This is a genomic window from Dactylosporangium sp. NPDC005572 (genome assembly GCF_040605515.1).
Lineage (GTDB): Bacteria > Actinomycetota > Actinomycetes > Mycobacteriales > Micromonosporaceae > Dactylosporangium.
In genome coordinates, this window is sequence record NZ_JBEXCY010000156.1 from 1 (window position 1) to 16,898 (window position 16,898).

A 16,898-nucleotide genomic window follows, 5' to 3' on the forward strand; every position below is an offset into this window, starting at 1 on the left:
CCGCCGCGCGGGCCCGGCGCAGCGGCGCCGCCCCCGCTTCGGCCTCCTGCTGCTGGTGGCGCAGCGCGGCCAGCCGGCCGGCGAGCGCGTCCCGCTCGGTGAGCAGCGGGACCAGCTGCCAGGCCCGGTGTGACCGGTGCCGCTCGTGGACGACCGTCGCCGACGCCTGCACACGCAGTACAGCTGAATCGAAACGATGACGTGCGGCCTGGAACCGCAGGTCCCGCACGCGCGCGTCCAGCGCCCGCGCCGCCGCCGCGGCGCGCTCCGCGAGCCCGGCCGCCGCCACCCCGCCGTCCAGCGCCGTCTCCGCCGCCTCGTCCGCGACCGTCGCGGCGAGCGCGAACGCGCCGGCCAGCCGCGCCGCGGCCGCCCGCTCCGCCGCGGCGAGCTCCTCGGCCGCGCCGAGCGACGAGCGGGCCTTGCCGAGGTCGGCGAGCAGCCCGGTGGCCTCGTCGCAGAACGTCACCTCGGCCCGCAGCCGCGGCTGGCGGGCCAGGCGCTCGCGGGTGCCGCGCAGGATCGCGGCGACCTTCGTCGCCGAGGTCGGCTCGGTGACCAGGCTCAGCAGGTACTGCACGAAGTCGTCGGACGTCTTGAACTTGAAGTGGTGCTCGATGCCGCCCTCGGTGGCGTTGATCTTCAGGATCGCGGTGAACAGCCCCGGGTCGAGGCCGCGGTCCTGCAGCGCCTGGGCCCAGCGGTCCTGCTTCGCGGTGACGACGGCGTCGGTCTCCGGCGGCAGCGTCTCGACGGTCCGCACGAAGTCGCGCAGGTCGGTCGGCAGCCCGCCGAGCCCGGCGAACGGCAGCTGCTCGATCTCGACCCCGGCGGCCGGCGTGAACGCGTACCAGCTCTGCCGGAGCCGCTCGTGGGCCGCGTTCGGGTCGGCCGGCTGGACCCGGTCGGTCCACTCGTAGACGGCGCCGGTGACCAGCCGCCGCCCGTCCGGGTCGGTCCACTCGACCACGACGTGCCCGGTGTCGGCGCCGAGGACGCAGTCCTCCAGGTGCCGGCCGGTCGTCGCGGTGGCCAGGAAGTCGCGTCGGTCCGGGCGGATGAGCGCGCAGACGAGCGCGATGAGCGTCGACTTCCCGCCGCCGTTGCGCATCCACAGGATCGTGTCGAGCGGGCGGCCGTCGCGGCCGGTGAGGTCCAGCCAGACCTCGCGGAACCGGGCGGCCGGCGACCCGACGCGGTCGAGGTGGATCCGGCGGATGCGCCACAGCCGGGCGGGCGCCGCCATCAGGCCGCCGCCCGCAACGCCGAGAGCGCCTCGCCGCCGGCCATGTCGGCGACGAGCAGCCGGAAGCGGTCGGTGAGCTGGTACGTCGACGGCCCCATCTGCGGCATCGCCCGGGCGGCACCCCGCTCGACCAGCCAGCCGAGCACCTCCTGCACGGCGAACTGGGTGCAGCCGCGGGCCGGGCCGGGCTGGCGGTCCTTCGGGCGGAACGCGGCGGTGCGCCGGTAGACGTCGGCGGCCCGGCGGTGCTCGGCGCCGGCCGACCCGCCGGCCGACCCGTCCGTCGCGGCGGGGAGGCGCTCGATGGCGTCGCGGATGAACCGGTCCAGCGCCGCCACCTCGACGATCTTCACCTCGGTCGCGTCGAGGTCGGCGTCGGTCGGGAACGCGTAGGCGGCGATGCCGAGCACGGCCAGGCCGGCGACGAGCTTGTCGTCGGCGCCGAGGTTGCCGCCGCGCAGGTCCGCCATGCGTACCGCGAACACGCTGCCCGGCTGCGTGGTGAGCACCAGGCCGGTGCGCGGGGGCGCGCCCAGGACGACCAGGCCGAGGCCGCCGGCGACGGTGTCGACGGCGTCGCGGAAGGCGGTGCTGGTGCGGTACCGCTCGAGCAGCAGCCCGTACGGGTTGCCCTCGGTCGGCCGGGCGCCGGGCCGCAGCCCGAACGCGACCAGCTCGGCCGCCGCCCACACGTCCTCGATCGGCACCGTCACGCCTCGGTCCCCTCTGCTGCTTCGGCGAGCGCTCCTTCGGCGAGTCGCTCATCCCGCCGGTACGTCACCATCAGGTCGTCGCCCCACACCACCCCGGGGTGGTCGAGCAGCGCCCCGGTTCGCTCGGCCGCCACGCCGGCGGTGAGCGCGGTCAGGCCGTCGTCCTCCTCGTCGCCGGTGCCGTCCGGTGCGTACGCCCACAGCGCCGACAGCAGCACCAGCTCCCGCTCGTCGGCGTCGCCGGCCTCGGCGAGCAGCGCGGACAGCGGAACCGGCCGGTCCTCGGCGCGGCGCAGGATCCGGGTCGCCGCGGCCACCACGGCCGGCGGGTACGACTGGAGGTCGGCGCCCTCGGTCTCGCCGGGCAGCTCCGGCTCGGCCTCGGCCGGCCCGGTCACCCGCGGCGGGGTGAGCAGCATGTCGGTGAGGCCGTCGAGGTGCAGCAGGCGCGGCACGCGCAGGCCCAGGATCCGGTCGCCGAACGCCTCCGCGACCGGCTGCGCCCGCGGCTGGGTGAGCTGGAGGACCGGCTGGAACAGCTCCGCCTCGATGTTGAGCAGCCGCAGCTGGATCCGGCGGGCGAACACCTGGCTCAGCTGGGCCTGGAGGAACACGCCCCGGGCGCCGGCGACCCGCTCGGCCAGGTCGAGGTGGACCTGGCGGATGCGGCGCAGCGTGTCGACCAGGTCACCCGACGCCCGGCGCACGGCGGCGTCGGTCTCGGTGTCGATGCCGGCGGCGACGTGGTTGAGCACCTCGGCGTCGGCGGCGATGCGGGCCTCGACGTGCTCGCGGGCCCGTTCGAGCCGGCTCGGCACGTCGGTCACCCAGTCGAAGGCCCGCACGTCACGCCGGGTGGCGTCGAGCACGTCGGCGAGCGACGCGGACATGGCCACGGACACGCGCTCGGCCTGTGTCGCGGTGCGCCCGGCGGCCTCGAAGCGGCGGTCCCGGAGCTGCCGCTGCAGTACCACGGAGAACGCCGCCTCGGCGTCGTCCACGTCGAGGTCGAGGCCGTTGAGGTACACCATGACCGCCTGCGGCGAGGCGAGCACGACGGCGCCGTCCGGCCCGTCCTGGAGCTGCAGCAGCTTGAACGCGAACTCCTCGCTGGTGCCGCGGGCGGTGTCGGCGAAGGGGTAGACGAACGCGCTCTGGTTGTCGGTGTCGTTGAGCAGTCCCTTGATCACCCAGCGTGCCGCGTCGAGGGCGGCCGCCGGATCCGGGCGCATGAGCGCGGCCAGCCCGGCGATCTCGTCGACCAGCTCGGCCAGCGTGACCGGCCGGGCGAACCCGAGCGAGGCGACCGCGATGTCGATCGCGGCGAGGGCGAGCTGGCGCAGGTCGTACGCCTCGTGCACGTCCGCGTGCGCCGCGTTGCGGACCAGCCGGGCGACCGGGTCGGTGAGGATGAGCGCCCGCCACCGCGCCCGCATCGAGGCGTCGGCGACCGGCGACCGGAGCTCCGGCGCGTCGGCCACGTCGAAGAGCTCAGGCTGCACCCGGGGAGGATATCGTTGCCCCGGGTTTCACGATCGGGCGACGGGTATTCACCGGGCCGTGACCGGAACCGTGAACCCGGACCGCGCCGAGTGGGACGTCGTCGTCATCGGCACCGGGCCGGCGGGGGAGACCGCCGCGCTGTACGCCACCCGTTTCTCCGGCCTCGACGCCGTGATGATCGAGCCGGAGCTCGTCGGCGGCGAGTGCCCGTTCTGGGCCTGCGTGCCGAGCAAGGCGCTGCTCGCCCCGGAGCACCTGCTGAGCGACGGCCGCGACCTGGGCGGCATCCGCGAGCTGCTGGCCGACCGGCACCTCGACGTCGAGGGGGTGCTGCGCCGCCGCGACGCGCTCGTCGACCACTACGACGACACCGGCTTCGTCGGTACCGCCCTGTCGTGGGGCGTCGACGTCATCCGCGGCAAGGGCCGCGTCACCGGCGAGAAGACCGTCGAGGTCAACGGCCGGACGATCCGCGCCCGGCACGCCGTCGTCGTGGCCACCGGCAGCGTCCCGTACTGCCCGGAGGTCCCCGGACTGGCCGAGGCCCGCCCGTGGTTCTCCCGCGACGTGACCGCGGTCCGCGAGGTGCCCCGCCGCCTGCTCATCCTCGGCGGCGGCCTGGTCGCCTGCGAGTCCGCCACCTGGCTGCGCGCGCTCGGCGCGGTACAGATCATCATGGTCGAGCGCTCCGACCGCCTGCTGCCGGCCCAGGAGGCGTTCGCGGGCGTGGCGGTGGCCGACGGGCTGCGCGCCTCCGGCGTCGACGTGCGCCTCAACCAGTCGATCGCCGGGGTCGCCCGGGAGATCGTCACCGACGCCGGTCCGGGCCTGGTCCACGGCGCCCCCGCGGTGGTGACCCTCTCCGACGGTCAGGAGCTCGTCGTCGACGAGATCCTGGTCGCGGCCGGCCGCCGCCCCGCGTCCACCGGCGCCGGCCTCCCCGAGCAGTTCACCGTCGACGAGCACCTCAACGTCGACGGCCAGCCCTGGCTGTACGCGGTCGGCGACGTCACCGGCGAGTCCTACCTGACCCACATCGGCAAGTACCAGGGCCGCATCGCCGGCGAGGTGATCGCCGCCCGCGCGACCGGCGCCGCCCTGGACGAGTCCCCGTTCAACCGCCACACCGACCGCGTCCGCGCCGGCAGCGTGGCCCAGGTGATCTTCACCGACCCCGAGGTGGGTGTGGCCGGCCTGACCGAGGCGGCGGCGACGGCCCGCGGCCACGACGTCGAGACGGTCGAGACCGACCTGTCCCAGGTGTACGGCGGCCGGGTCCAGCGCGACCACTACCGCGGCCGGGCCAAGCTGGTGGTGGACCGCCGCACGGACACCCTGCTCGGCGCGACGTTCGTCGGCACCAACATCGCCGAGCTCACCCACTCGGCGACGGTGGCCGTCACGGCGGGGGTCCCGGTCCAGGCGCTGTGGCACGCGATCGGCAGCTTCCCGACGCTGAGCGAGGTCTGGTCGTACCTCCTGGAAGCCCTCGACACCCAGCGCATGGCCTGGTCGAGCCGCTCCTAGGCGGGGCGCCGGGCCCGCCGGCCCGGCGCACACCGCGTGTCAGTCAGTGTCAGTCCAGGCGCTCGGCCGTCACGGTGACCGTCGCCTCGGCGCCGTCCACGGCCACCGTGACGCGGTGCTCACCGGGCTCCAGCGCGGCCCAGGCGTCCAGGCCGCGGCCGGCCTCGGCGCCGTCGACCGTCCAGACGGCGTCGGACGTGGTGCCGATGACCGACGCCCACAGCCGCAGCTCCTGCCCGGCCAGGTACGTGTAGCCGTCCCGCGGGTGCAGGATCGCGACCTGCGGGACCAGGTCGGGCACCCGGATCCGCACCGGGTCGCTGATCGCCGAGTGGAACCCGTCGTGGGCCACGACCTGCAGGAAGCCCTCGCCCGGCGGCACGCGGCCCGGTTCGAGCTCCAGCTCGCGCCCGGTCAGGTCGACGTCCACCGACTCCCACGACTCGCCGTCGCGCGACCACCGCAGCCAGTACTCGGCGGCGCCCCCGGTCGCCTCCCACGCCACCGTCACCGCGCCCGAGCGCGAGACCTTCGGCTCGGCGAGGGCGACCCGGGGCGGCTCGCCCGGGGCCTCGCGGCGCCACACCGTCTCGCCGCGGGTGGTGATGTCGAGCGTCGCGCCCGGGGCGACGTCGGGCAGGAAGGCCTGCGCGACGTACGACGACGGTGGCCGGCCGCCGAGACCGCCGCCGCAGCCGCAGGCCGCCGTGGTCAGGCGGACGAACGCGCCGCTGGAGAGCACCCGCCCGTCGGCGTCGCGCAGGCTCGCCGTGAACGGCGTCGGCCCGGCGGCCGGCAGCTCGGGGTGGGCCCGGGTGCGGGCGACCTTCACCACGTCGCCGACCCGGCCGTCCTCGACCAGGACCAGCACCGAGATGACGTGGCGCAGCTCCACCGGCGGGTGCACCGGCAGCTCGACCGGCGGGGGCCCGACCGGCGGGATCTTGATCTCCTGCCAGACCAGGTCGCGCCACCACGGGTGGTCCATGCCGACCGTCGCCGGGCTGAGCACGGCCGCGTTGACCAGGCGGCCGTGATGGTACGGCGAGATCCACTTCGGCCAGGCGTACCCCATGACGTCCTGGAACGTCTGCGGCGACATGACGTTGCCGGTGTTGACGTCGAGGCCGTACTCGCCGTCGTGGCCCTGCGCGACGCCGGTCGGGTCGTAGGGCTCGTACGGCGGGAAGTTCGGGTCGGGGTTCGGCGCCCCGCCGGACGGCGCGTGGGCCAGCCCGGCCGCGTGCCCGGCCTCGTGCGCGAGCGTCCACGGCTCGCCGATCGGGCCGACCGCGACGCCACCGCCGCCGCAGCCGACGACCGGCCCCCTCGGCGTACCGGAGGGCAGCAGCCCGTAGTAGATCCAGCCCGGCTGGTTGCCGTCGGCGGTGCGCACCGTCGCGACCCGGGCGTGCAGGGCGTCCCAGGCGGCGCCGCAGCCGCTCGTCGGGAACGTGGCCGACTGCAGCGGTACCGTCTGGGTGAGCGTCCCGGCGACCCGGAACGCGGCCGTGGACTCGACCGGGAACAGCGTGAGCGCGGTGCCGGACATCGCCTGGAGGTCGGCGAGCGCGGGCGCGGGCAGCGTGAGGTTCGGGGCGCCCTGCTGCATGCTGCTCGGCCCGTTGTAGGAGATCATGACGCCGGCCAGGCGCAGCGTCTGGCGCAGCGTCACCGCGACGTCGACCGTCGCCTCGGCGGTGCGGCCGCCGCTGCTGACCCGGGCGACGAGGCGCAGGTGGCCGATCATCTCGCCGGCCGGCACGACGAAGTTGACGGTCTCGCCGATGGTGCCGCGGGTGCCGGCGTACGTCGTGCCGAACGACGACGGCACCGACGTCGCCGACGAGGCGTGCGGGCTCAGCGTCGCCACCGTGCCGTAGAGGAAGCCCAGGCGGCGGCGCTGCACGGTCAGCTCGGCGGTCAGGCCGGAGGCGCCGAACAGGCTCCCGACGTACACCCGGACCCAGGCCGGCTTGCCGGACACCAGGCGCAGGGCGTTGTCACCCTGCCGGTCGGCCGGGTCGGTGAGGTGCCGCTCGGCGTCGAAGAACTGCACGGCCTGCGTCACCTCGATGCCGCTGACGAACAACCGCAGCCGCTGGATGAGCGACTCGTCGAAGAGCAGCTTGCTGATGTCCATGGTGGCGCTCCTTCTGCCGTGGTGTCCGGCGGCCGGCGTGTGTACCGGCAAGGAGCGGGCCTGAGCTGGCAAGATACCTGTGTCGGGTGCCCGACGGGCGCTTGGCGCGGCTCGGGTACGGTGGTTTGTCGTGACGGAATATCTGCAGGTGTCGACGGCCTTCACGACCCGGCAGGACGCGGCGTACCTCGCCCGGTCGGCCACCCACTCGCGGCTCGCGGCCGCCGCCCAGGTGATCGGGCCGGTGCTCTCGATGAACTGGCACGACGGTGCGCTGGTCGAGACCGAGGAGTGGCAGCTGGTGCTGCGCACCCGGATCGAGCGCTTCGACGAGCTGACCGCCTACCTGGTCGACCGCCACCCGGAGCCCAACCCGGAGATCGTCGGCGTGCCGATCGTGCCCGGCACCCGGTCGTACCTGAACTACCTGGACCGGCGCACGTCGCCGGCGTCGCTCTAGGTCGCGGCGACGACGCCGCCCCACAGCAGGGCGACGATCACGCCGCCGAGCGCGGCCCGGTAGTAGACGAACGACGCGATCGAGTGGCTGGCGACGAACTTCAGCAGCCAGGCGATCGACGCATAGGCGACGACGAAGCTCACGACGAGACCGACGCCCACCGGCACCCAGCCGACCGTGTCGGCCACCTCACCGGCCCGCTGCACGCCCTCGAGCGCGCCCGCGGCGGCGAGGGCCGGGATGCCGAGGAAGAACGACAGCCGGGTGGCGGTCACCCGGTCGAGGTCGCGGAACAGCCCGGCGCTGATCGTGGCGCCCGAGCGGGACACGCCGGGCACCAGCGCGATGCACTGGGCGAGCCCGATGAGCAGCGAGTCCTTCCAGGTCACCTGCCCCTCGCCGCGCCGCTGGCGGGCCACGTGCTCGGCGGTGACCATGACCAGGCTCCACACGACGAGCGCGCCGGCCACGAACCACAGGCTGCGCAGCGCGCCCTCGATGAGGTCCTTGAACAGCAGCCCGACGACGGCGATCGGCAGCGAGCCGATGATCACGTTGACCGCCATCCGCCAGCCGTCCTGCTTGCGCCCCTCCGCGCTGGCGACGCCCTTGGCGAACCCGGCGATGAACCGCCCGATGTCGGCCCGGAAGTAGATGATCGCGGCGATGATCGCGCCGACCTGGATGATCGCGGTGAACGCGGTGACACCCTTGTCGTCGATCGGGATGCCCATGAGCTTCTCGGTGATCGTGAGATGGCCCGTGGACGACACCGGCAGGAACTCGGTGACACCCTCGACCACGCCGAGCACAGCCGCCTGCCAGATATCCATCCGGGCAACCTACCGGACAATGGCGCGATGGCCATCCCCGACTGGGCGTCGCTGCGGCACGCCTACGGCTCCGCGGCCGACGTCCCCGCGCAGCTGGCCGCGCTCGCCTCGCCGGACGAGCAGGAGCGGCACGCGGCCCTCGGCGAGCTGTTCACGAACATCGTCCACCAGGGCCGCCGCTTCGAGGCGAGCGCGCACGCCGTGCCCGGGCTGCTGGCCCTGGTCGCCGACCCGGCCGTCCAGGACCGCGACCTCGTGCTGGTCCTGCTCGGGCAGCTGGCGATCGGCGCCGACGAGGGCTGGCTCCCGCTCGGTATGCAACCCGGTCGGCTCATCGACCCGGCGGAGCGGGCGACCTACACCGCCGTCGCGGCCGGCGTGCCGTTGTTCGTCCGTCTCCTCACCGATCCCGACGCCGGCGTCCGCAGCATGGCCGCCTACCTCCTGGCCTGGTTCCCGGCGAGCCGTGCCGACGCGGTCCCGGCCCTGCACGCGGCCGTCGACGATCCCGACGACGGCACGGCCGCCACCGCCCGGGTGGCCCTCGGCCTGCTCGGCGCTGCCGTTGCCGATACCGGCGATCGTCCTTGCACAAGATGGGCGACGGCGATCGCCCAGGCCCGGGTGGGCGGCGCGCGGACATCGGCGGCGGCGATCGCCGAGCTGGCCGCCTGGGCCGGCGACCCCGAGTCGCCCACCCTGCCGGTCGCGTTCCTCGACGGCGACGCCGCCGGCTACGCGGCCCAGTCGCTGACCCTCACCGGCGCCGATCCGGCGGTACTGCTGCCCCGCCTGCCGGCCCTGGAGGGCCCGCCGGCGGTGACCCACGTCGACGCCCTGCTCCGCCTCACGTTCCCGAACGGCGTCCCGGCGCAGCTGAGCGCCGTGCAGCGGGCGACGGTCGACGCGCTCAACGCCGCCCCCCGGATCGGCGAGTGGGACGGTTACGAGTACCTGAACTTCACCGAGCTCATCGACGAGCACGGGCTCACAGCGCTTGTACTCCCACCGGGAGCGGGCCCCGCGCGACGTGGCTGAGCAGAGTCTCCCGCATCGCCTGGGCGGCGTGCGGCAGGACCGAGCCGCGGCGCTGGGCCAGGGCGATCGTGCGGTGCACGTCCGGGTCGGCGAGCGGCGTGGCCCGCAGCAGCGGCCGGTTGACCAGGGCCATGCTCGGCACCAGCGCCACGCCCAGGCCGGCCTCGACGAAGGCGAGGACCGCGTCCATCTCGCCGCCCTCGACGGCGTACGTCGGCGTGAAACCGGCCCGCCGGCACGCCTCGAGGGTCGCGTCGCGCAGGTCGTAGCCGGTGCGGAACATGACCAGCGGGGTGTGGCGCAGCTCGGCGAGGGTCAACCGTGCAGGCAGCGGCGCGACCGAGGCCACGACGAGGCTCTCGCGCAGCAGCGGCACCGCCTCCAGGGCCGGGTCGGTGCCCCGGGCCGGCTGCACGATCAGGGCCAGGTCGAGCGCGTGGGAGACGAGGTCGGCGACGAGGTCCTGCGAGCCGCCCTCGTCGACGTGCAGCTCGATCTCCGGGTGGCGGGCGTGGAAGTCGCGCAGCACGACCGGGACCAGTGACGTGCACAGGCTCGGCGTCGCGCCCAGCCGGACCCGGCCCCGGCGCAGGCCGACGACCTCCTGGACGGCGGCGCGGGCGGTGTCGGCGTCGGCCACCACCCGGCGGGCGAGGGGGAGCAGCGTCTCGCCGGCGGTGGTGAGCACGACCGTGCCGCGGGAGCGGTCGAACAGGGGCGCGCCGAGTGTCGACTCCAGGGTGTGAATCTGCTTACTGAGCGTCGGCTGGCTCACACCCAGCACCTCGGCCGCCCGGGTGAAATGTCGGTGTTCGGCCACGGTTACGAAGTATCGGAGCTGTTGGAGCTGCACGCTGATAGCCTACGGCTATCGCGGGTGCGGTTCTCATGCATTGGACGAATAGGACCATCGACCCTAGCGTCGGGCTCGTGGCGGTACTCACGGCCCCTCCGCGCGCCGTATCGAAGCAGAAGCGGACCTCTTCCATCGGGTTGAAACTGGTCATGGCGGCCAGCGGCATCCTGCTGGTGCTGTTCCTGTTCGCGCACATGGCGGGCAACCTGAAGATCTTCGTCGGCGCCGAGGCGTTCGACCACTACGCGGCCTGGCTGCGCGAGATCGGTTCGCCGTTGTTGCCCCATCAGTGGTACCTCTGGATCCAGCGCGGCGGCCTGACGATCGCCGTCCTCGCGCACATCGCCGCGGCCACGATCCTGGCCCGGCGCGCCCGCGCCGCCCGGCCGGTCCGCTACGCCCACCGTCCCAAGATCCAGGGCAGCTACGCCGCGCGCACCATGCGCTGGGGCGGCGTCATCATCCTGCTGTTCGTCGTCTTCCACATCCTCGACCTGACCACCGGCACGGTGAACCCGGTGGGCGACCCGCACCACCCGTTCGCCAACGTGGTCGCCGACTTCGCGCCCTCGCGGTGGTACGTCACGGTCTTCTACACGCTCGCGGTCGTCGCCGTCGGGTTCCACCTGCGGCACGGCATCTTCAGCGCGCTGCGCACCCTCGGGCAGCGCACCCCGGGCGGGGAGCGCCGTGCGAAAGCGGTCGCACTCGTCCTCGCTGTCGTCCTCGTCGTCGGCTACCTCTCGGTGCCGTTCGCTGTCCTGACGGGACTGGTGTCATGAACCTCTGGACCTTGTCATGAACTTTTGGACCGAAGGCGACCCGATCGCCGACACTGCCGCACCCGACGGCCCCATCGAGACCCGCTGGGAACGCCGCCGGTTCGGCGCCAAGCTGGTGAACCCGGCCAACCGCCGCAAGCTCAGCGTCATCGTCGTCGGCACCGGCCTGGCCGGCGGCTCGGCGGCGGCGACCCTCGCCGAGGCCGGCTACCGCGTCCGCTCGTACTGCTACCAGGACAGCCCGCGGCGCGCCCACTCGATCGCCGCCCAGGGCGGCATCAACGCCGCCAAGAACTACCGCAACGACGGCGACTCGATCTACCGGCTGTTCTACGACACGGTCAAGGGCGGCGACTTCCGGGCCCGCGAGTCCAACGTGTACCGCCTGGCCCAGGTCTCGGTGAACATCATCGACCAGTGCGTGGCGCAGGGCGTGCCGTTCGCCCGCGAGTACGGCGGCCTGCTCGACAACCGCTCGTTCGGCGGCACCCAGGTCTCGCGCACCTTCTACGCCCGCGGCCAGACGGGCCAGCAGCTGCTGCTCGGCGCGTACCAGGCGATGGAGCGGCAGATCGCCGCCGGCAACATCGAGATGTTCGCCCGGCACGAGATGCTGGAGCTCGTCGTCGTCGACGGCCGGGCCCGCGGCATCGTCGTGCGCGACCTGGTCACCGGCGAGGTCACCACCGACCTGGCCGACGCCGTGGTGCTCGCCAGCGGCGGCTACGGCAACGTGTTCTTCCTGTCGACGAACGCCAAGGGCTGCAACGTCACCGCGACCTGGCGGGCGCACCGCAAGGGCGCGCTGTTCGCCAACCCCTGCTACACGCAGATCCACCCGACCTGCATCCCCGAGTCGGGGACGCACCAGAGCAAGCTCACGCTGATGAGCGAGTCGCTGCGCAACGACGGCCGGGTCTGGGTGCCGCTGCGCGCGGGCGACGACCGCGCCCCGGCCGACATCCCGGAGGACGAGCGCGACTACTACCTCGAGCGGATCTACCCGTCCTTCGGCAATCTCGTACCGCGCGACATCGCGTCCCGCGCCGCGAAGAACGTCTGCGACGAGGGCCGCGGCGTCGGCCCCGGCGGGCTGGGCGTCTACCTCGACTTCGCCGACGCGATCGACCGGCTCGGCCGGGCCGCGGTCGAGGCGAAGTACGGCAACCTGTTCGAGATGTACCAGCGGATCACCGGCGACGACCCGTACGTCACGCCGATGCGTATCTACCCCGCGGTGCACTACACGATGGGCGGCCTGTGGGTCGACTACGACCTCCAGTCGACGATCCCCGGCCTGTTCGTCGTCGGCGAGGCCAACTTCTCCGACCACGGCGCCAACCGGCTCGGCGCGTCGGCGCTCATGCAGGGCCTGGCCGACGGGTACTTCGTGCTGCCGAACACCATCAACGACTACCTGGCCTCGGGCCCGTTCCCGGCCGTTGCCGCCGACGATCCCGCGGTCATCGACGCTCGCTCCTCGGTACAAGATCGTCTTGAGAAGCTGCTGTCGGTCGACGGCGACCGGACCGTCGACTCCTTCCACCGCGAGCTCGGCCACATCATGTGGGAGTACTGCGGCATGGAGCGCACCGAGGAGGGCCTCACCAAGGCGGTCAGCCTGATCCGGGCCCTCCGCGAGGAGTTCTGGACCCGCGTCAAGGTCCCCGGCACCGGCGAGCAGCTCAACCAGAACCTCGAACGGGCCGGCCGGGTCGCCGACTTCTTCGAGCTGGCCGAGCTCATGTGCGTCGACGCGCTGCACCGCGCCGAGTCGTGCGGCGGGCACTTCCGGGCCGAGAGCCAGACCCCCGACGGCGAGGCGCTGCGCCACGACGACGAGTTCTCCTACGTGGCCGCCTGGGAGTTCGCCGGTACCGGCGAGCCGCCCGTCCTGCACAGGGAAGCACTCGACTTCGAGTACGTCCACCCGACTCAGCGGAGCTACAAGTAGATGGACATCACCCTGCGCGTGTGGCGCCAGGCGGGACCCTCCGACCGCGGCCGGATGGTCACCTACCGGGTGGAGGGCATCTCGCCGGACGCCTCGTTCCTCGAGATGCTCGACGTCCTCAACGAGCGGCTCATCCTCTCCGGCGATGAGCCGATCGCGTTCGACCACGACTGCCGCGAGGGCATCTGCGGCATGTGCGGCATGATGATCAACGGCTCGGCCCACGGCCCGTCCCGGCTGACCACGACCTGCCAGCTGCACATGCGCGAGTTCAAGGACGGCGACACGATCGACGTCGAGCCCTGGCGGTCGGCCGCGTTCCCGGTCGTGCGCGACCTCGTCGTCGACCGCTCCGCCTTCGACCGGATCATCCAGGCCGGCGGGTACGTCACCGCGCCGACCGGCGCCGCGCCCGACGCGCACGCCACCCCGGTGCCGAAGGCCGACGCCGACGCCGCGTTCGAGGCGGCCACCTGCATCGGCTGCGGCGCCTGCGTGGCCGCCTGCCCGAACGGCTCGGCGATGCTGTTCACCGCGGCCAAGGTCGCCCACCTCGGCCTGCTGCCGCAGGGCCAGCCGGAGCGCGACACCCGGGTGGTCGGGATGGTCGCCGCCCACGACGACGCCGGCTTCGGCGGCTGCACGAACGCGGGGGAGTGCACCACGGTCTGCCCCAAGGGCATCCCGCTGACGCTCATCGGACGGCTGAACAGCGACTACCGGAAGTCGGTGACCGGGCGGGGCCGATAGGGTACCGGCATGCACCTGTCCGAACTGCGGGGCCGCCGGGTCGCGGTCTGGGGCACCGGCCGCGAGGGCAAGGCGGCCGTCGCCGCGATCGCCCCGGCCGGGCCGGCGAGTCTCGTCGTCGTCCAGGACAAGGCGACGTTCCTGGGCACCCCCTGGGACGGCACCCTGGCGCCCCTGGTCGAGGGCGACGCCGCCTGGCAGGCGCTCGACGACGTCGAGATCGTCGTCCGCTCCCCGGTCATCGGCGAGTCGCACCCGTGGGTCCAACGGCTGCGCGAGCGCGGCGTGCGGATCACCGGCGGCACCAGCCTCTGGATGGCCGACCGGGCCGCCCGCACGATCGGCGTCACCGGCTCGAAGGGCAAGAGCACCACGACGGCGCTCATCCACCACCTGCTGGTGGCCTCCGGCCGCCCGGCGGTCATCGGCGGCAACATCGGCATCGCGGCCTTCGACCTGCCGGACGCGCCGCTGTACGTGCTGGAGCTGTCGATGTACCAGTCCGCCGACCTCGACGACTCGCCCCGGGTGGTGGCGCTGACGTCGCTGTTCGAGGAGCACCTGGACTGGACCCGCGACGGCCTCCCGGCCCAGTACTACGCCCACAAGCTCAACATCGTCGCGCACGGCCCGTCGGCGGTCGTCTACAACGCGACCGACCCGGTCCTCGCCGCCGAGCTGGCCGCCCGCCCCGGCCTGCCGCTGCACCCGGCCGCCGTCCCGGCCGGCTTCCACGTGCGCGACGGCCGCGTGCTGCTCGGTCCTGACGTGTTGTTCCCGCGCGACGCCTTCCCGCTGCGCGGCACCCACAACGACGGCAACCTGTGCGTGGCCCTAGGCGCGCTGCAGGCCTGGGGCGTCGACGTGGTGGGCGAGCGGGCCGCCCTGGAGGCGGGCCTGCGCTCGTTCCAGCCGCTGCCGCACCGCCTGACCCCGATCGCCGACCCGTCGGGCGTGGAGTTCGTGAACGACTCCCTGTCGACGGCCCCGCAGACCGCGATCCACGCCATCGAGGCCTACGCGGGCCGCCCACTGGCCGTCATCGTCGGCGGCCAGGACCGCGGCATCGACTACACGCCGCTGCGCGACTACCTGTCGACCCGCGGCGTGTCGCTGACCCTGATCGGCGTCCCGGACAGCGGCGAGCACATCCTGGACGTGGTCGGTGACCTCCCGGGCGTGACCCGCGTCCTGGCCGACGACCTCCCGGACGCGGTCCGCCGCTCCCGCACGATCGTCCCCCCGGGCGGCGTGGTCCTGCTGTCGCCGGCGGCCCCGAGCTACGGCCGCTACGACAACTACGAGGCCCGCGCCCGGGCCTTCCAGGAGGCGATCACCGCGACGGCCTAGGTCTCGCGGAGAGCGCCGTCCGTCAGGATCAGGCGGCGGTCGACGGCGATGTCGTGCAGGAAGCGGTCGTCGTGGCTCACCACCACGAACGCGCCGCGGTAGGCCGTCAGGGCCGCCGTCAGCTGCTCGACGCTCGTCAGGTCGAGGTTGTTCGTCGGCTCGTCCAGCAGCAGCAGGTGCGGGGCCGGGTCGGCGCACAGGACGCAGAGCAGCGTCGCGCGGAGGCGCTCGCCGCCCGACAACGTGCTCACCGGCTGGGCCGCGCGGTCCGGCTTGAACAGGAACCTCGCCAGCAGGTGCATCTGCTCCGTACGCGGGCGGCCGGGGGCCGCCGCGCGCAGGTGCTCGGCCGTCGACACCGCCGGGTCGAGCAGGTCCAGGCGCTGGGACAGGTACGCCACCCGGCCGTCGGCGCGGGTCACCTCGCCCGCGTCCGGGGTCTCCAGGCCGGCCAGCACGCGCAGCAGGGTCGACTTGCCGGCGCCGTTCGGGCCGGTGAGGGCGATGCGCTCCGGGCCGCGGATCGTCAGGCCGGCGCCGGCGAAGAGGTCGCGGACTCGTACGCCGGAGGCCGCGACGACGGTGCGGCCCTGCGGTACCACTGTGCCGGGCAGCGACAGGGCGAGGGTGTCGTCCTCGCGGAGCGCGCGGTCGGCCTCGTCGACGCGGGCGCGGGCGGCGTCGACGCGCTGCGCGTGCAGGTCGTCGGCGCGGCCGGCCGACTCCTGCGCGCGCCGCTTGAGGCCGCCGGCCACGATGCGCGGGATGTCCTGGCCGGCCCGGGCGCCGGTGGTGGCCCGGCGGGCCGCCCGCTCGCGGGCCTGCTGCAGCTCGCGCTTCTCCCGCTTGAGGTCCTGCTCCGCGGTGCGCAGCCGCTGCTCGGCCACGTCCCGGGCGGCGCGCTTCGCCTCGTGGTACAGCGTGAAGTTCCCGCCGAACAGGCGCAGCTCGCCGCTCGTCAGCTCGGCGATCCGGTCGACCCGGTCGAGCAGTTCGCGGTCGTGGCTGACGACGAGCAGGGCGCCGCGGAAGTCGGCGAGCGCGTCGAGCAGGCGCGCGCGGGCGGCCCGGTCGAGGTTGTTCGTCGGCTCGTCGAGCAGCAGGACGTCGGGCTGCTTGAGCAGCTGCGCGGCGAGGCCGAGGGACACGACCTGGCCGCCGCTGAGCGTCTCCAGCGGGCGGTCGAGCGCGACGTCGCCGAGGCCGAGCCGGTCGAGCTGGGCCCGGGCCCGCTCCTCGACGCCCCAGTCGCTGCCGACCACGGCGAAGTGCTCCTCGGCGGCGTCGCCGGACTCGATGGCGGCCAGCGCGCGGACGACGGGGGCGATCTCGAGCGCGTCCGCCACGGTGAGGCCTGCCGCGAGGGGGAGGTGCTGCGGGAGGTACCCCAGGACGCCGTCCACGCCGACCGTCCCGCCCGTCGGCGTCAGGTCACCGGCGACGAGCCGCAGCAGCGTGCTCTTGCCGGCGCCGTTGGGCGCGACGAGGCCGGTCCGGCCGGGGCCGATGGCGAAGGTGAGGTCGTCGAAGACGGGGGTCGCGTCGGCCCAGGCGAAGGACAGACTGGTGGCGACGATGGAAGTTTTGGACATGAACCGATCCAGGAAAGGAGTAGGAGCAGGGACGGACGGCGGCTCAGCCGCTGATGTCGACGTCCTCGCTCAACATGTCCGGTCCCTTGCGCTCGTTCTTCCAAGATCTGTTGCTGCGAGCGTACCACCCGCAACCGTTACGGCAAGGTTT

General features: G+C 73.8%; 13 protein-coding genes and 1 pseudogene. 7 read left to right on the forward strand and 7 right to left on the reverse strand.

Annotated features, from left to right (window positions below; genetic code table 11):
- The 3 genes and pseudogenes from ABZS66_RS44720 to ABZS66_RS44730 form a co-directional block, all read right to left on the reverse strand.
- Nucleotides 1–1,246, reverse strand: a pseudogene (locus ABZS66_RS44720) (hypothetical protein); the annotation flags it as partial.
- Entirely contained in the window at nucleotides 1,246–1,959 is a 714-nt protein-coding gene (locus ABZS66_RS44725) for a hypothetical protein (RefSeq protein ID WP_354768938.1), read from the reverse strand. The gene ABZS66_RS44725 and the pseudogene ABZS66_RS44720, both read right to left, overlap by 1 nt.
- Complete coding sequence (locus ABZS66_RS44730; RefSeq protein WP_354768940.1) at nucleotides 1,956–3,461, reverse strand: hypothetical protein; 1,506 nt, start codon at nucleotides 3,459–3,461, stop codon at nucleotides 1,956–1,958. Before ABZS66_RS44730 ends, ABZS66_RS44725 begins: the two co-directional genes overlap by 4 nt.
- Before the next feature lie 58 nt (nucleotides 3,462–3,519).
- Between ABZS66_RS44730 and ABZS66_RS44735 the strand changes: the two genes are divergently transcribed.
- Nucleotides 3,520–4,989 carry an NAD(P)/FAD-dependent oxidoreductase gene (locus ABZS66_RS44735; protein WP_354768942.1) on the forward strand — a complete coding sequence of 490 codons (1,470 nt, stop codon included), beginning with the start codon at nucleotides 3,520–3,522 and terminating at the stop codon, nucleotides 4,987–4,989.
- A gap of 49 nt (nucleotides 4,990–5,038) precedes the next feature.
- Here the strand turns inward: ABZS66_RS44735 and ABZS66_RS44740 are convergent, their stop codons facing one another.
- On the reverse strand, nucleotides 5,039–7,132 hold the full coding sequence (locus tag ABZS66_RS44740; protein WP_354768944.1) for a hypothetical protein: 2,094 nt from the start codon (nucleotides 7,130–7,132) through the stop codon (nucleotides 5,039–5,041).
- Between the two features lie 130 nt (nucleotides 7,133–7,262).
- Here ABZS66_RS44740 and cutA point away from each other — a divergent pair, with 130 nt between their 5' ends.
- The gene (cutA, locus tag ABZS66_RS44745; protein ID WP_354768945.1) at nucleotides 7,263–7,592 is read left to right on the forward strand and encodes a divalent-cation tolerance protein CutA; all 330 of its coding nucleotides are present in this window, start codon (nucleotides 7,263–7,265) and stop codon (nucleotides 7,590–7,592) included.
- Here the strand turns inward: cutA and ABZS66_RS44750 are convergent.
- Nucleotides 7,589–8,425 carry an undecaprenyl-diphosphate phosphatase gene (locus ABZS66_RS44750; protein ID WP_354768947.1) on the reverse strand — a complete coding sequence of 279 codons (837 nt, stop codon included), beginning with the start codon at nucleotides 8,423–8,425 and terminating at the stop codon, nucleotides 7,589–7,591. The two genes, cutA and ABZS66_RS44750, sit on opposite strands and share 4 nt — an antisense overlap.
- Before the next feature lie 27 nt (nucleotides 8,426–8,452).
- On the opposite strand from ABZS66_RS44750, the gene ABZS66_RS44755 reads away from it, so the two are divergent.
- Nucleotides 8,453–9,463: a HEAT repeat domain-containing protein gene (locus ABZS66_RS44755; RefSeq protein WP_354768949.1), complete on the forward strand. Its 1,011-nt coding sequence runs from the start codon at nucleotides 8,453–8,455 to the stop codon at nucleotides 9,461–9,463.
- On the opposite strand, the gene ABZS66_RS44760 is transcribed toward ABZS66_RS44755, so the two are convergent.
- Nucleotides 9,414–10,322, reverse strand: coding sequence for a LysR substrate-binding domain-containing protein (locus ABZS66_RS44760; RefSeq protein ID WP_354768971.1), 909 nt, complete (start codon nucleotides 10,320–10,322; stop codon nucleotides 9,414–9,416). The two genes, ABZS66_RS44755 and ABZS66_RS44760, sit on opposite strands and share 50 nt — an antisense overlap.
- Before the next feature lie 128 nt (nucleotides 10,323–10,450).
- Between ABZS66_RS44760 and ABZS66_RS44765 the strand changes: the two genes are divergently transcribed.
- Genes ABZS66_RS44765 through murD form a run of 4 tightly spaced genes read left to right on the forward strand, consistent with a single transcriptional unit; the run spans nucleotide 10,451 to nucleotide 15,155 of the window.
- Nucleotides 10,451–11,101: a succinate dehydrogenase cytochrome b subunit gene (locus tag ABZS66_RS44765; RefSeq protein ID WP_354768973.1), complete on the forward strand. Its 651-nt coding sequence runs from the start codon at nucleotides 10,451–10,453 to the stop codon at nucleotides 11,099–11,101.
- A gap of 16 nt (nucleotides 11,102–11,117) precedes the next feature.
- Nucleotides 11,118–13,055 carry a fumarate reductase/succinate dehydrogenase flavoprotein subunit gene (locus ABZS66_RS44770; RefSeq protein ID WP_354768951.1) on the forward strand — a complete coding sequence of 646 codons (1,938 nt, stop codon included), beginning with the start codon at nucleotides 11,118–11,120 and terminating at the stop codon, nucleotides 13,053–13,055.
- Entirely contained in the window at nucleotides 13,056–13,805 is a 750-nt protein-coding gene (locus tag ABZS66_RS44775; protein WP_354768953.1) for a succinate dehydrogenase/fumarate reductase iron-sulfur subunit, read from the forward strand.
- A 9-nt stretch (nucleotides 13,806–13,814) separates the two neighbouring features.
- Entirely contained in the window at nucleotides 13,815–15,155 is a 1,341-nt protein-coding gene (gene murD / locus ABZS66_RS44780) for a UDP-N-acetylmuramoyl-L-alanine--D-glutamate ligase (RefSeq protein ID WP_354768955.1), read from the forward strand.
- Here the strand turns inward: murD and ABZS66_RS44785 are convergent.
- Nucleotides 15,152–16,747, reverse strand: coding sequence for an ABC-F family ATP-binding cassette domain-containing protein (locus ABZS66_RS44785; protein WP_354768957.1), 1,596 nt, complete (start codon nucleotides 16,745–16,747; stop codon nucleotides 15,152–15,154). The two genes, murD and ABZS66_RS44785, sit on opposite strands and share 4 nt — an antisense overlap.
- Nucleotides 16,748–16,898 lie beyond the last annotated feature (151 nt).

Coding starts and splice junctions, on each gene's coding strand:
- ABZS66_RS44740 (WP_354768944.1), bottom strand. CDS start 7,132: ATGGACATCAGCAAGCTGCTCTTCGACGAGTCGCTCATCCAGCGGCTG.
- ABZS66_RS44750 (WP_354768947.1), bottom strand. CDS start 8,425: ATGGATATCTGGCAGGCGGCTGTGCTCGGCGTGGTCGAGGGTGTCACC.
- ABZS66_RS44755 (WP_354768949.1), top strand. CDS start 8,453: ATGGCCATCCCCGACTGGGCGTCGCTGCGGCACGCCTACGGCTCCGCG.
- ABZS66_RS44770 (WP_354768951.1), top strand. CDS start 11,118: ATGAACTTTTGGACCGAAGGCGACCCGATCGCCGACACTGCCGCACCC.
- ABZS66_RS44775 (WP_354768953.1), top strand. CDS start 13,056: ATGGACATCACCCTGCGCGTGTGGCGCCAGGCGGGACCCTCCGACCGC.
- murD (WP_354768955.1), top strand. CDS start 13,815: ATGCACCTGTCCGAACTGCGGGGCCGCCGGGTCGCGGTCTGGGGCACC.
- ABZS66_RS44785 (WP_354768957.1), bottom strand. CDS start 16,747: ATGTCCAAAACTTCCATCGTCGCCACCAGTCTGTCCTTCGCCTGGGCC.